This window comes from Ramlibacter montanisoli (assembly GCF_013087525.1).
Lineage (GTDB): Bacteria > Pseudomonadota > Gammaproteobacteria > Burkholderiales > Burkholderiaceae_C > Ramlibacter > Ramlibacter montanisoli.
Genome location: NZ_JABFCS010000001.1, coordinates 3,472,454 through 3,486,283, shown reverse-complemented (window position 1 = coordinate 3,486,283; position 13,830 = coordinate 3,472,454). Strand labels below are relative to the sequence as shown.

Below are 13,830 nucleotides of genomic sequence, written 5' to 3'. Positions count from 1 at the left end.
CGGCACGGCGACTAAGCTGCCCGTGTAATTCCGTTACCCGGAGGAAGCATGCGCAATTTCTGTTTCGCGTTCGCCGCCCTGGCCTTCGCCGGCGGCGCCGCTGCCCAGGGGCAGGTCAACGTCATCTGCTCCGTGCAGGCCGAGTGGTGCAACATGATCTCCACCGTCTATGCGCGCACGACCGGCGCCCGCGTGAACATGAGCCTGAAGGGCTCGGGCGAGGCGCTCGCGCAGCTGATCGCCGAGAAGGACAACCCCAAGACCGACGTCTGGTTCGGCGGCACCGGCGCCCGCACCTGCAGGCCGCGGAGCAGGGCCTGACGCTGGAGTACAAGTCGCCGCTGCTGCCGCAGCTGCACGACTGGGCGCAGCAGCAGGCGAAGCAATCGAACTACCGCACGGTGGGCATCTACTCCGGGCCGCTGGGCTTCGGCTACAACCCCGAGCTGCTGGCCAAGAAGAAGCTGCAGGTGCCGAAGACCTGGGCGGACCTCACCAAGCCGGAATACATGGGCGAGGTGCAGGTCGCCAACCCGGCCTCCAGCGGCACGGCCTACACCATGATCGCGACCCTGGTACAGCTGATGGGGGAGGAGAAGGCCTTCGACTACCTCAAGGGCCTGCACAAGAACGTGGGCGCCTATCCGCGTTCCGGCACGGCGCCCATCAAGGCGGTGGCGCGGGGTGAAACCGCAGTCTCCATCAGCTTCGTGCACGACGGCCCGGGCGAGAAGATGCAGGGCTTCCCGCTGGAGACGGTCACGCCGGCCGACGGTACCGGCGCGGAGATCGGCTCGATGAGCCTGATCAAGGGCGCGCGCAACATGGACGCGGCGAAGAAGTTCTACGACTGGGCGCTCACGCCGGCCGCGCAGGAGATGGCGGCGGCCGCCAAGAGCTTCCAGCTCCCGAGCAACAAGGGCGCGAAGGTCGATCCGCGCGTGCCGGACTTCCGCAAGATCAGGATGATCGACTACGACTACGCGAAGTACGGTGCCAGCGCGGAGCGCCGCCGCCTGATCCAGCGCTGGGAAAAGGAAGTGAACTCGCTGCCGCGCTGACCCGTGGCTTCGCCCGCCCTGCTGCCGGAGGAAGCCGCGGCGCTCGCCGTGCCGCGCGCTGCGGGGCGGCTGCGCACGGCCAACGCCGCGCTCTGGTCGTGGACGGCGGCCGGCCTGCTCGCCTTCCTGCTGCTTCCCTGGTACGCGCTGCAGGATGCCAACGGCCTGCTGGCGCTGCACCGCGTGTGGAGCGATGCCGACGCCGCCAACGGCCTGCTGCAGTCCACCGTCCATGGCCGGCCCTGGCTGCTGGCGGGACTCGCCGGGCTGCTGGTCTGCGCAGCGGCGGGCGCGATGGCGCCGGGGCGCCGGCAGGCGACGCTGCTGCTCGCCGGCGGCTTCGGCGGGGCGATCGCGCTGCTGGCCTGCGGCTTCGCGATCGGCGCCAAGGGCTGGAGCTTCGCGGCGCTGGAGCGTGCCTTCGGCGAGCTGGGCGTGCAGCAGTTCGGCATGGGCTGGGGCGCGGGCGTCGTGCTGGTGGCGCTGACCGTGCTGGGCGCCTTCGGCCTGGCGCGCAGGGGGATGTTCCGCGGCGACCTGTTCGTCGCCGCCGCGGTGATCGCCAGCGCCAGCCTGCTCGGCCTCTTCATCGTCTTCCCGGTGCTGCGGGCGCTGGGCGGTGCCTTCGTCGCGGAGCCCGGGCAGGGCGTGCTGGCGACCTTCGTGCAGCGCGTCGCCAGCGAGCGCAACTTCGGCCTGCAGTGCCTGGGCGGCGGCGTGCGCTGCGGCGTCGCCTGGAACACGCTGTTCCTCGGCGTGGCGACGGCGGCCAGCACCACTCTGCTGGGGACGCTGCTCGCGCTGGTCGCGGAGCGCGGCCCGCGCCGCTACGCGAAGCCGCTCAACATCCTGGCGCTGCTGCCGATCATCACGCCGCCCTTCGTGGTGGGCCTGGGCCTGATCCTGCTGTTCGGGCGCGCCGGCATCGTCAACCAGCTGCTCGAGTCGGTGTTCGGCGTGCAGCCCACGCGCTGGTTCTATGGCTGGTTCGGCGTGTGGCTGGCGCAGACCTTCGCCTTCACGCCGATCGCCTTCATGATCATGCGCGGCGTGGTGCAGGGCATCGCGCCCAGCCTGGAGGAGGCGGCGCAGACCTTGCGCGCCAACGCGGAGCGCACCTTCACCAGCATCACGCTGCCGCTGCTGCGGCCCGGGCTGGCCAACGCCTTCCTGGTCGGCTTCATCGAGAGCATGGCGGACTTCGGCAATCCCATCGTGGTGGGCGGCCAGTTCTCGGTGCTGTCCACCGAGATCTTCTTCGCCATCGTCGGCGCGCAGTACGACCAGGGCCGCGCCGCGTCGCTGGCCTGGCTGCTCACGCTGTTCGCGCTGGCGGTGTTCGCGCTGCAGCGGTGGGTGCTGGGCCGGCGCAGCTACACCACGGTCAGCGGCAAGGGCGACGGCGGCGTGCCCATGCCGCTGCCGCCGCGGGTGCTGCGGCTGGTGCAGGTGCTCGCGCTGCCCTGGCTCGCGTTCACCCTGCTGGTCTACCTGTTCGCCTTCGCCGGCGGCTTCGTGCAGACCTGGGGCCGCGACTACACGCCGACGCTGGCGCACCTGAAGACCGCCTTCGCGCTGGAGTGGGGCGCCTTCGGCCTGGTGTGGGCCGGCACGGCCTGGAACTCCTTCTTCACCACCCTCAAGCTGGCCGCCATCTCCGCGCCGTTGACCGCAGCGCTGGGCCTGCTGATCGCCTGGCTGCTGGCGCGCACCAGGTTCCGCGGCCAGGGCCTGTTCGAGTTTTCCGCCTTGCTCGCCTTCGCGATTCCGGGCACCGTGCTGGGGGTGAGCTACATCCTGGCCTTCAACGTGCCGCCCTTCGAGCTGACCGGCACCGCACTGATCATCGTGCTGTGCTTCCTGTTCCGCAACCTGCCGGTGGGCGTGCGTGCCGGCACCGCCGCCTTCCAGCAGATCGACCGCTCGCTGGACGAAGCCTCGCTGATGCTGCGCGCGTCCACCGCCGCCACGCTGCGCCACGTGGTGCTGCCGCTGCTTAAACCGGCGCTGGTGGCGGCGCTGGTCTACAGCTTCGTGCGCGCCATCACCACGGTGTCGGCGGTGATCTTCCTCGTGACGGCGGAGAACGAACTGGCCACCACCTACATCATCGGCCGCGTCAGCAACGGCGACTACGGCGTGGCGCTGGCCTACTGCACGGTGCTGATCGTCATCATGAGCCTGGCCACGGCGGGCATCCAGTGGCTGGTGGGCGAGCGCCGGCTCGGCCGCGCGCCCGTGGCGCCCTTGCAGGTGGCGGGGCGGACATGAGCGCCGGCATCGAGCTGCGCAACGTCAGCAAGCGCTATGGCGACGACCCGGCGGCGCCCGCGGCCGTGCGCGGCGTCAGCTTCCATGTGCCGCGCGGCACGCTCACCACCATCCTCGGTCCCTCCGGCTGCGGCAAGACCACCACGCTGCGCATGATCGCGGGCCTGGAGTCGCCCACCGGCGGGCAGGTCCTGATCGACGGGCAGGACGTCACGGCGCTCGGGCCCGCGCAGCGCAACGTCAGCATGATGTTCCAGAGCTACGCGCTGTTCCCGCACATGGACGTGCTGGAGAACGTGAGCTACGGCCTGCGCATGTCCGGCGTCGACAAGCCCTCGGCCCTGCGGCGCGCGGCCGACACGCTGCGCAACGTGGGACTCGTGGGCTACGACCTTCGGCTGCCGAGCGAACTGTCCGGCGGCCAGCAGCAACGCGTCGCGCTGGCACGCGCGCTGGTGCTGGAACCCGCGGTGCTGCTGTTCGACGAGCCGCTGTCCAACCTGGACGCGCGGCTGCGGCGCGAGATGCGCGACGAGATCCGCTCGCTGCAGCAGCGCCTGCAGCTCACCGTGGCCTACGTCACGCACGACCAGTCCGAGGCGCTCGCGGTCAGCGACCACATCATCGTGATGGACCAGGGCGTGATCGCGCAGCGCGGCACGCCGCAGGAGCTGTACGAATCCCCCGCCAGTGAGTTCGTCGCCGGCTTCATGGGCGAGGCCATGCTGTTCCCGGCCCGCGTGGACGACAGCGGCGCGGTCACGCTGGGGCCGCTGCGCATCGCGCCGCGCCAGCCCGTGCCCGCGGGCAGCGTGAAGGTGGCGGTGCGGCCCGAGGCCTGGCACGTGGGCCCGCCCGGCCACGGCCTCAACGGCCGGCTGGCCAAGCTCGCCTACCTGGGCAGCGGCTACGAGTACACCTTCGAGACCGAACTGGGCCCGGTGTTCGTGGTGTCGCCCGACGTGGGCCAGGTGCTCAGCATTGGCAGCGACGTCGGCCTGCAGCTGGCGCCGCACGGCGTCTCAGTCGTGCAGGAAACCTGAGCCGTCCCGCCTGCCGCGCGGCGGCCGGATAATGGCCGCATGAACCAACTGGATGCCCTCAAGCAGTTCACCACCGTCGTGGCCGACACCGGCGACTTCCGCCAGCTGGCCCAGTACCACCCGCAGGACGCCACCACCAACCCGTCGCTGATCCTCAAGGCGGTGCAGAAGCCCGAGTACGCGCACCTGCTGCAGGAAACCATGCAGCGCTTCCGCGGCCGGCCCCTCGACGAGGCCATGGACCGGCTGATCGTGCGCTTCGGCACCGAGATCCTGCAGCACATCCCGGGCCGCGTTTCCACCGAAGTGGATGCGCGCCTGAGCTTCGACACCGAAGCGAGCTTCAGCCGCGGCGAGCGCCTGATCGAGCTGTACCAGGCCGAGGGCGTGCCGGTGGAGCGCGTGCTGATCAAGGTCGCCAGCACCTGGGAAGGGATCCAGGCGGCGGCGAAGCTGCAGCAGCGCGGCATCAACACCAACCTCACGCTGCTGTTCTCCTTCTGCCAGGCCGTGGCCTGCGCGCAGGCGAAGGTGCAGCTGATCTCGCCCTTCGTGGGCCGCATCTACGACTGGTACAAGAAGAGCGCGGGGGCTGCGTGGAACGAGGCCGCCAGCTCCGGCGCCAACGATCCCGGCGTGCAGTCGGTGCGCCAGATCTACGAGTACTACAAGCACTTCGGCATCCAGACCGAAGTGATGGGCGCGAGCTTCCGCAACACCGGCCAGATCCTGGCGCTGGCCGGTTGCGACCTGCTGACGATCAGCCCCGAGCTGATGGCGGAGCTGCAGAAGTCGGACGCACCGGTGCAGCGCGCGCTCGACCCCGCTCACGCGAAGGCCGCGGAGATCCAGCGCGTGCAGTACGACGAGCGCCAGTTCCGCTGGGCACTGAACGAGGACGCGATGGCCACCGAGAAGCTGGCCGAGGGCATCCGAGCCTTCGCGGTGGACGCTGTGAAGCTGGAAAAGCTGATCCAGGCGGCCTGAGCCCATGGCGCGCCCCCGCTGCGACGAGACGGCCGCCTGGCGCCAGCTGCAGGAGCGCTTGCGCGCCGGTGGTGCTGGCTTCGACCTGCGCGCGGCGTTCACGCAGGACGCCACGCGCTTCGACGCCCTCAGCCAGCAGGCGCCGCACGTGTTCGCGGACCTGTCGAAGAACCTGCTCGATGCGGCCACCGAACAGGCGCTGCTCGCCCTGGCGCGCGAGACGCAGCTGGAGGCACACCGCGACGCGATGTTCGCGGGCCAGCCGGTCAACAACACGGAACAGCGTGCGGTCAAGCACTGGCTGCTGCGCGCGCCGCGCAAGGACAGCGACCCCGACTCGGCGGCCGTGCACGACACGCTGGACGCGATGCTGGCCTTCGCGGAACAGGTGCGCGGCGATGCGGCCATCACCGACGTGGTGAACATCGGCATCGGCGGCTCCGACCTCGGCCCGCAGATGGCGGTGGCCGCGCTGGAGTCCTTCGCGATTCCCGGCAAGCGCTTCCACTTCGTCTCCAACATCGACGGCCACGAACTCGATGCGGTGCTGCGGCGCGTGCGGCCGGAAGGCACGCTGTTCCTGGTCGCGTCCAAGACCTTCAGCACGCTGGAGACCATGACCAATGCGCGCTCGGCCAAGGCCTGGTTCGGGCAGCAGGGCGGCACGGACATCGCGCGCCACTTCGCGGCGCTGACCACCAACGTGGAAGCCGCGCGCCAGTTCGGCATCGCCACCACCTTCGGCTTCTGGGACTGGGTGGGCGGCCGCTATTCGCTGTGGTCGGCCATCGGCCTGCCGATCGCCATCGCCATCGGCGCGCAGGGCTTCCGCGAGCTGCTCGCCGGCGCGCACGCGATGGACGCGCACTTCCGCACGGCGCCGCTGGCGCGCAACCTGCCGGTGCGCCTGGGCCTGCTGGACGTCCTGGTATCGCAACTTCCACGGCTTCAGCAGCCGCAGCATCGCGCCTTACCACAGCGCCCTGCGCCGGCTGCCGGCCTACCTGCAGCAGCTGGAGATGGAAAGCAACGGCAAGAGCGTGGACGCGCAGGGCCGGCCGCTGGCCTTCGGCACCTCGCCGGTGCTGTGGGGCGAGCCCGGCACCAATGGGCAGCACGCCTACTTCCAGATGCTGCACCAGGGGACCGACCGCGTGCCGGTGGAATTCATCGCCGTGCGCGAGCCCGCCCACGAATTGCCGGGCCACCACGAGCTGCTGCTGGCCAACGCGCTCGCGCAGGCGCAGGCGCTGATGCAGGGCAAGGCGGACGCCGGCGGACACAGGAACTTCGCCGGCAACCGTCCGAGCACCTTCTTCGTGCTGGACGCGCTTTCTCCCGCATCGCTGGGCGCGCTGCTCGCGCTGTACGAGCACCGCGTGTTCACCAGCGGCGCGGTGTGGGGCATCGACAGCTTCGACCAGTGGGGCGTGGAGCTGGGCAAGGTGCTGGCCACCGACATCGCCCAGCGGCTCGCCTCGGGCAGCGTGGAAGGCCTGGATCCGTCCACGGCGGGACTGTTGCGGCGGCTGCGCGGCGGCCGACCCGCATGAACCCGCCGGCCATCACCGTGCGCCGCGTCCGTCCCGAAGAGGCGGACGACCTCGCGGAAGCACTGGCCGAGGTGCTGATGGACTGCGTCGAAGGCGGCGCGTCGGTCAGCTTCATGTGGCCGCTCGGACGCGACAAGGCGCTGGCCTTCTGGCGCCGCGTGGCCAGCGGCGTGCGGTCTGGCGAGCGGGTGCTGCTGGTGGCCGAGGATGCGCAACGGCAGGTGGTCGGCACCGTGCAGCTCCTGCTGGACCTGCCTGAGAACCAGCCGCACCGCGCCGACGTCGCCAAGATGCTGGTGCGACGCAGCGCGCGCCGGCAAGGCGTGGCGCAGGCCCTGCTGGCGGCGCTGGACCGCGAAGCGCTGTGCGAAGGCCGCAAGGTGCTGGTGCTCGACACCGTGACGGGCGGCGATGCGGAGCGCGTCTACGAGCGCGCGGGCTGGCAACGCGTGGGCAGCGTGCCGCGCTACGCGCTCATGCCCGACGGCGCGTTCTGCGCCACCACCTTCTTCCACAAGCAGCTCGCACGGTGAGCCGGCTGCTGCGCACCGCATGGCTTCTCTGCGGGATGGCCGCGGCGTCATTCCCGCAGGCGCAGCCCGCGCGCGCCAGCGTCGAGCGCTCGGGCGATGCCATCGTGTTCCGCGGCCGCATCGACGAAGCCTCGGCGGCCGCGTTCCGGCAACTGCTGCGCGACCCGGCGGTCAAGCGCCTGGTCATCACCTCGCCCGGCGGGCTGGTGGCCTTCGCGCTCGACATGGCCGAAGCCATCCACGCGCGCGGCCTGGACCTCGAGGTGCCGGAGGCCTGCATGTCCTCCTGCGCCAACTACATCTTTCCCGCCGCGCGCAACAAGCGGCTGGGCGCGGCCACCGCCGTCGGCTGGCACGGCAACATGACGCACGTCCTCTACCTGCAGCAGGCGGGCCTGGGCCGCTGGAGCGATGCCGAGCTGGCGGCGGCGCGCAGCCTGGCCCAGCGGGAAACGGCCTTCTTCGCGCGCGCCGGTGTCGACGGCTTCGTCTGCTGGTTCGCCAAGCTGCCGCCCCACGAGGCGCAGGACTTCTACGCGCTGTCGCCGCAGGACATGGCGCTGTTCGGCATCGGCAACGTCAGCATCGACCCGGCGGCGCCGCTGCTGCCTGCGCCCGGCGTGCGCCTGGTGGTCGCCGAGCGCGCCGAGGTGGAGCGCGCGCGGCCCGTGGTCCGCCTCGAGGAGTAGTTCCTAGTCGACGCGCGGCAGCCGCAGGGGGTACAGCTGCTCCAGCACCGCCGCCACCCGCAGGATGGCGCGCTCGCCGTCGAGGCCGGCCACGAGCTGCAGGCCCACCGGCAGGCCGTCCACATTGCCGACCGGGAAGGAGGCAGCCGGGTGTCCGGTGAGGTTGAAGGGATAGGTGAACCAGGACCAGTCGACCGCATTGCGGCCGGCGTGGCCCGGGGCACGTCCACTTCCACCGGCAGGGCGGTGACGGGCAGCGTGGGCGTGAGCAGGACGTCGACCCGGCGGAACAGGTCCTGCGCTTCGGCCAGTACCTGCATCCGCAGGGCCTCGGCCTGCGCATCATCGAGCGCTGCCGCCGATTGCTCGTGCGCCGCCGCTTCCCGCAGGGCGCGGTTCACCAGCGCCATGCGCTCCGGTGTCGGCGCGAGCTCCGCCAGCCGCTGCGCGATGCGGCCGTAGAACATGTGGTTCCATGCCGGACCCGGATCGCGCGCGAAGGGCGGCGGCACCTCCTCCACCTGCGCGCCGTGCGCCGCGAGTGCCAGCGCGGCCTCCGCGCAGCGTGCCAGCACCTGCGCATCGGCGCGGCCGTAGCCGAAGGACGGGCACCAGCCGATGCGCAGCCCGGCGATACCGGCGTCCAGGCTGCCGCTGAAATCCGGCACCGGTGCCGGCACCGCGTTGGGGTCGCGCGGGTCGTGGCCGGCGATCACGGACAGCATCAGCGCCGCATCGCGCACCGTGCGCGTGATCGGCCCGACGTGCGCCAGCATGGGGTCGCGGCAGGCGGCCACACCGGCACGCGGCCGAAGCGCGCCTTGATGCCGAACAGGCCGCAGAAGCTGGCGGGTATGCGGATCGAGCCACTGCCGTCGGTGGCCAGCGCCACCGGCACGATGCCCGCGGCCACGCCTGCGGCTGCCCCGGAGCTCGACCCGCCGGGCGTGCGGCCCGGGTCCCAGGGATTGCGCGTGATGCCGGTGAGCGGCGAATCGCCCACTCCCTTGGAGCCGAGCTCGCTGGTGGTGGACTTGCCGACGATGCAGGCGCCCGCGGCGCGCAGCCGTTCGACGGCGGGCGCGTCGTGCTGCGCGACGTTGTCCGCCAGCAGCAGCGAGCCGAAGGTCTGGCGCACCCCCTTCATCGCGATCAGGTCCTTCACGCTCACCGGCACGCCGGCCAGCCGACCGGGGTCGCCGCCCGCGGCCACGATCGCATCTACCCGCCCGGCAGCGGCCAGCGCTTCATCCGCGGTGACGGTGACGAAGGTGTTGAAGCGCGGCTCCAGCCGCTCGATGCGCTCCAGGCAGGCGCGCACCACGTCGGTGGCCGACACCGCGCCCATGCGCACCGCCGCCGCGATCTCCACCGTGCTGCCGCGCGCCACCGTGCCCAGGTCCATGCCGTCCCCGCCTGCGGAATGAGGCCGCCATGATGGCAGGCCCGCGCCCCGGCCGCCAGCGACGCGGTGCAGAATGGGCCATGCTGCTGGACGAGGGCCTGCGGGAGCGGGTGATGGACAACTTGCGGACGCTGCCGGTGCAACGCGCGCCGCACGGCCCGCAGCGCGCCGCCGCCGTGGCCGTCGCGCTGGTCGAGGAAGGCACGGGCGCCGAAGTGGAGGGCATCGCGCAGCCGGCCGGCTGGAGCGGCGACGCCGCCTTGCTGCTCACGCGCCGCGCGCTCACCCTGAGCTCGCACGCCGGCCAGTGGGCGCTGCCCGGCGGCCTGATCGACGAGGACGAGACGCCGGAGGCCGCCGCTGCGCGAGCTGGAAGAGGAAGTCGGCCTGCGCATCGCCCCCGCCGAGGTGCTGGGCACGCTGGACGACTACGTCAGCCGTTCCGGCTTCGTGATCACCCCGGTGGTGGTCTGGGCCGGCGCCGCCCGCAAGCTGGTGCCCAACCCCGGTGAAGTGGCGAGCGTGCACCGCATCCCGGTCACGGAGTTCATGCGGGCGGACTCGCCGCTGCTGGAGCCCTCGGAAGACGCCGGCCGGCAGATCCTGCGCATGCCCGTGGGCCGCACCTGGATCTCCGCGCCCACGGCCGCCGTGCTCTACCAGTTCCGCGAGCTGTGCATCGCAGGCCGCCTGACGCGGGTGGCGCACTTCGACCAGCCGCTGTTCGCGCGCCGCTGAGCGCCGCCGCCAATCCCTTTCCTGCCTGACGGGTTTGAATCCGTTCGCCGGCTGGTCGCGTAGCTTCAGGTCATGGACCCGTCCGACGACCCGCAACTCATCGCCCTCCTGGACCGCATGGCGGCCCGCGCGCTGCCCTTCGCGCAGCGGGAGGAGGCCTGCCGCACCCTGTACGAGCTGACCTCGCGCAAGCTCTATGGGCTGGCGCTGCGCGTGGTGGGCAAGCGCGACTGGGCCGAGGACGTGCTGCAGGAAGCCTACCTGCAGGTCTGGCGCTCGGCGGAAAGCTACCGCACCACGCTCAGCCCGCCCATGGCCTGGCTGGGGATGATCGTGCGCAGCCGGGCCATCGACTTCCTGCGCCGCCGCACCAGCGAGCGGGCCGACGTGACGGTGGAAATCGACAGCGCCTTCGAGGAGGGGGTGGCCGGCGACAGTCCCAACCCGCTGGACACGCACCAGGCCAGCGAGACGGCCTGGGCGCTGCACGAATGCCTGCGCAAGCTGGAGTCGCGCCAGCGCGAGGTCCTGAGCCTGGCCTATCTGCGCGACCTGAGCCACGGCGAGCTGGCCACGCAGCTGAAGCTGCCGCTGGGCACCGTCAAGACCTGGATCCGCCGCGGCCTGGAGCAGCTGCGCGGCTGCATGTCGCGCTTCGCCTGAGGACGCCGCCATGAACCTGACCCGACATCCCGAACTCGCCGACCGGCTGGCCGCCTCCTATGCGCTGGGCACGCTTCGCGGTGGCGCGCGCCGCCGCTTCGAGGCGATCGCCCGGCAGAACCCCACGCTGCGCGCCGGCGCGCTGGTGTGGCAGGAGCGCCTGTCCGCCATGACCGAACTGCAGGCGCGCGAAGCGCCCGGCCCCAACGTCTGGAAGCGCATCGCGATCCAGCTGCGGCAGGAGGACGACGCGCGCGCGGCTGCGCCCGCGAAGGGCCGCGGCTCCCTCGGCTTCTGGCGCGGCGCGGCGCTGGCCGGCGGCTTCGCCGCGATCGTCGCCTTCACGCTGGCGGCCTACACCGGCGCGCAGGTGTCGCAGATGAGTGCGACGCCCGAGATCCGCTACGTCGCCATGCTGCACGACGACCGCGCGGCGCCGGCCATGCTGGTGAGTTTCGACGCGCGCCACGGCACGCTGATCCTCAAGCGCCTGGGCAGCTACCAGGAGGCGCCGGGCCACTCGCTGGAGTTGTGGGCCCTGCCGCCCGGCGCGGCGCCACGGTCGCTGGGCGTCGTGGGTGGCGGCACCGTCGTCCACCTCCATGCGGGCGAGGGCCAGTTGCGGCAGGTGCCGGCGCTGGCCATCAGCCTGGAACCCCGGGGCGGCGCGCCCGCGGGCGGCGGGCCGACCGGCCCGGTGTTGTTCAAGGGGCGTTCGTTCCGACCACCTGATGCGCGGCGAAGTGCTGCTTTGCCGCGCGAACCGCTGGCCGCGGACCGGCGGCAAAACGCTTCGGCAGGCCACTTGATGTTTCTCAATGCAACTTGCGTATGGCTCTGCATCATGGAACCATGAAAGTTCCAGTCCTAGCCCGTATCGCCGTCCTTGCAGTCCTGGGCGCTGCCAGCCTTGCCCCGTGGGCGCAGACCGCGACTCCCGTGGCGGCGCCTGCCACCGCCGCCCCCGCGGCCAGCCCCGCGACGCCGCCCGCGTCCAATCCCTTGCTGGTGCTGCCGCAGTGGGCCCAGGACAAGGTGGTCGCCGCCCGGCAGGACCCCAGGCTGATGGAGCAGGCCTACAAGCACGGCGCCAAGCTCGCGACCTTCTGCGCCAACTGCCACGGCCCCGCGGGCCACAGCGTGCTGCCGGAAGTGCCGAACCTGGCGGGCCAGAACACGGTCTACGTGCTGAACCAGCTGAACAAGTTCCACGACGGCCGCCGCCGCGGCAACTTCTTCATGGAAGGCCTGGTCAAGGCGATGTCGAACGACGAACGCTTCGCCGTCGCCGTCTATTACACGAACCAGGAACCGGCCAGCTTCAAGGTCTCCGACCCTTCGCTCGCCGCCACCGGCAAGACGCTGTACGAGGACGCCTGCAAGCGCTGCCACGGCGTGGCCGGCGGCGGCAGCGAGCGCAATTCGCGCATCGCCGGCCAGCACCCCAGCTACCTGGACATGAGCCTGCGCCGCTACCGGGAGAACAAGGATCGCTCCGAGGACCGGATGTTCAAGGCCACCAAGGCCCTGACCGACCAGGAGATCCGCGCCCTGTCGGCCTACATCGGCTCGCTGCGCTGAGGCTTCAGCGCTGGCGCCGCGACGCCACGCCGGCGAAGGGATCGAGCTCGTCGAGCTGGCTGGGGCGCGTGTCGCGCACCTGGATGCGGGCGCCCGGATCCAGGGCCTGGAACTGGCTGTCCAGGACCATCATGGAATCTTCCCAGGCGCTCCAGTCCGCCTGTGTGTTGCCTTCGGCGACCACCTCCGGCAGGGCGGCGGGCGCGGCCTCCAGTTCCTGCCGCGGGGCGGGCCGCGGGTGACGAGCCCCCTGGGCCCGCACCGGCTTCGCGACTTGCCCACCGGCCGGGCGTTTCAACCAGTTCAACATTTCACAACCTCCAGGACGCGCTTGCCGCATATCGGCTACGCGACACCGTTTGTCACATTCTGGAGCGGCTTACGGCTGAGTCAAGAGGGGGAACCGGGGGCCGGAGCGCCCGCGCCGTTTCCTTGCCGGCGTCGAACTCCGCCCGCAGGCGGGCGAGCTCCCCGGGGCTGGCCCGTTCCACATTGCAGTAATCGAGCTTCCAGTCCGGTGAATCGCTCCAGCGCTGGGGGAAGCGACAGTCGTGCGGGGCTGCCTGGCCGACGCCAGCAGTTCCAGCGCCAGGGCGAGCGTCGCCTCCTGGGAGGCGGCGTCGTGCGGCTTGCCGGCCGCATTGCCCAGGGGGAAATCGGAGAACAGCAGGCGCGGCACGCCGACATGCTCGGCGATGTCGCGCGCGCAGCCCATGAGCACGGTGGCGATACCGGCGGCCTCCAGCGCGCGGGCGGTGAGCGCCAGGGTCTGGTGGCACACCGGGCAGTTGGCAACCAGGACGGCGGCGTCGGCACCGTCTTCCCGGCAGCGTTGCAGGATCAGCGGGATGTCCACCTCCAGCGTGTGGCGCTGGCTCCGGTTGGTCGGCGCGCCGTGGAAACGCGGCGCCAGCCGGAAGCGCCCTTCGCCCGCCCAGCGCCGCATCAGCGGCAGCGGGAACCAGCTGCTGCTGTCCTCCATCGACGTGTGCTTGCGGTCGATGGCGACGTGCGCGATGCGCAGGTCGTGGTCCTGCGCGGTGTCGCCCGCATACGGCACGAAGAACTTCGCGGCGGCGTTGTACGGCGCGCCGGGCCCCTGCGGCCCCTTGCCGGGCTGGTAGGGCGCCGCGGTGGTGACGAGGGTGAGGAGGCAGTCGCGCAGCGGCTTCGCCAGGGGCTGGAAGGGCACGTCCTCGAAGTGCGCGTAGCGGTAAGGATCACCGTAGCCGAGCGCCCGGTACCACGCGTGCGTTCGCTCCATGTAGGGGATAGCCTGGTCGGACATTGCGTCTCCTGCGCATTG

Annotated in this window: 12 protein-coding genes and 3 pseudogenes; 12 read left to right on the top strand and 3 right to left on the bottom strand. The window is 71.5% G+C overall.

The window, feature by feature from the left end; translation table 11 throughout:
* Nucleotides 1–48 precede the first annotated feature (48 nt).
* The 7 genes and pseudogenes from HK415_RS17255 to HK415_RS24040 all read left to right on the top strand — a co-directional run bounded on the left by HK415_RS17255 (nt 49) and on the right by HK415_RS24040 (nt 8,137).
* A pseudogene (locus HK415_RS17255) lies at nt 49–1,061 on the top strand (ABC transporter substrate-binding protein).
* Nucleotides 1,062–1,130: 69 nt separating this feature from the next.
* Nucleotides 1,131–3,332, top strand: coding sequence for an ABC transporter permease (locus tag HK415_RS17250; protein ID WP_253262298.1), 2,202 nt, complete (start codon nt 1,131–1,133; stop codon nt 3,330–3,332).
* Nucleotides 3,329–4,375 carry an ABC transporter ATP-binding protein gene (locus tag HK415_RS17245; protein ID WP_171561415.1) on the top strand — a complete coding sequence of 349 codons (1,047 nt, stop codon included), beginning with the start codon at nt 3,329–3,331 and terminating at the stop codon, nt 4,373–4,375. Before HK415_RS17250 ends, HK415_RS17245 begins: the two co-directional genes overlap by 4 nt.
* Before the next feature lie 39 nt (nt 4,376–4,414).
* Complete coding sequence (gene tal / locus HK415_RS17240) at nt 4,415–5,362, top strand: transaldolase (RefSeq protein ID WP_171561413.1); 948 nt, start codon at nt 4,415–4,417, stop codon at nt 5,360–5,362.
* A 4-nt stretch (nt 5,363–5,366) separates the two neighbouring features.
* Nucleotides 5,367–6,915 (top strand): annotated as a pseudogene (gene pgi, locus HK415_RS17235) (glucose-6-phosphate isomerase).
* Nucleotides 6,912–7,448: a GNAT family N-acetyltransferase gene (locus HK415_RS17230; RefSeq protein ID WP_171561410.1), complete on the top strand. Its 537-nt coding sequence runs from the start codon at nt 6,912–6,914 to the stop codon at nt 7,446–7,448. Before pgi ends, HK415_RS17230 begins: the two are co-directional and overlap by 4 nt.
* Nucleotides 7,445–8,137 carry a hypothetical protein gene (locus tag HK415_RS24040; RefSeq protein WP_216369819.1) on the top strand — a complete coding sequence of 231 codons (693 nt, stop codon included), beginning with the start codon at nt 7,445–7,447 and terminating at the stop codon, nt 8,135–8,137. The genes HK415_RS17230 and HK415_RS24040 overlap by 4 nt, the downstream gene beginning before the upstream one ends.
* A gap of 257 nt (nt 8,138–8,394) precedes the next feature.
* Here the strand turns inward: HK415_RS24040 and HK415_RS25425 are convergent.
* Nucleotides 8,395–9,485 (bottom strand): annotated as a pseudogene (locus HK415_RS25425) (amidase); the annotation flags it as partial.
* Between the two features lie 137 nt (nt 9,486–9,622).
* Here HK415_RS25425 and HK415_RS17215 point away from each other — a divergent pair.
* The 5 genes from HK415_RS17215 (at nt 9,623) to HK415_RS17200 (ending at nt 12,524) form a co-directional block, all read left to right on the top strand.
* Complete coding sequence (locus HK415_RS17215) at nt 9,623–10,054, top strand: NUDIX domain-containing protein (RefSeq protein WP_253261935.1); 432 nt, start codon at nt 9,623–9,625, stop codon at nt 10,052–10,054.
* Complete coding sequence (locus HK415_RS25420) at nt 10,005–10,280, top strand: NUDIX hydrolase (protein WP_253261934.1); 276 nt, start codon at nt 10,005–10,007, stop codon at nt 10,278–10,280. Before HK415_RS17215 ends, HK415_RS25420 begins: the two co-directional genes overlap by 50 nt.
* Nucleotides 10,281–10,352: 72 nt before the next feature.
* Nucleotides 10,353–10,943 carry an RNA polymerase sigma factor gene (locus tag HK415_RS17210; protein ID WP_171561403.1) on the top strand — a complete coding sequence of 197 codons (591 nt, stop codon included), beginning with the start codon at nt 10,353–10,355 and terminating at the stop codon, nt 10,941–10,943.
* Between the two features lie 10 nt (nt 10,944–10,953).
* Entirely contained in the window at nt 10,954–11,799 is an 846-nt protein-coding gene (locus tag HK415_RS17205) for an anti-sigma factor (RefSeq protein WP_171561401.1), read from the top strand.
* 83 nt (nt 11,800–11,882) lie between these two features.
* Nucleotides 11,883–12,524: a c-type cytochrome gene (locus HK415_RS17200; protein WP_171561398.1), complete on the top strand. Its 642-nt coding sequence runs from the start codon at nt 11,883–11,885 to the stop codon at nt 12,522–12,524.
* A 4-nt stretch (nt 12,525–12,528) separates the two neighbouring features.
* Here the strand turns inward: HK415_RS17200 and HK415_RS17195 are convergent, their stop codons facing one another.
* Nucleotides 12,529–12,822 carry a hypothetical protein gene (locus HK415_RS17195; RefSeq protein WP_171561396.1) on the bottom strand — a complete coding sequence of 98 codons (294 nt, stop codon included), beginning with the start codon at nt 12,820–12,822 and terminating at the stop codon, nt 12,529–12,531.
* An 81-nt stretch (nt 12,823–12,903) separates the two neighbouring features.
* A complete protein-coding gene (locus HK415_RS17190) occupies nt 12,904–13,812 on the bottom strand; it encodes a reductase (RefSeq protein ID WP_216369818.1) in 909 nt (302 codons plus the stop codon).
* Nucleotides 13,813–13,830 lie beyond the last annotated feature (18 nt).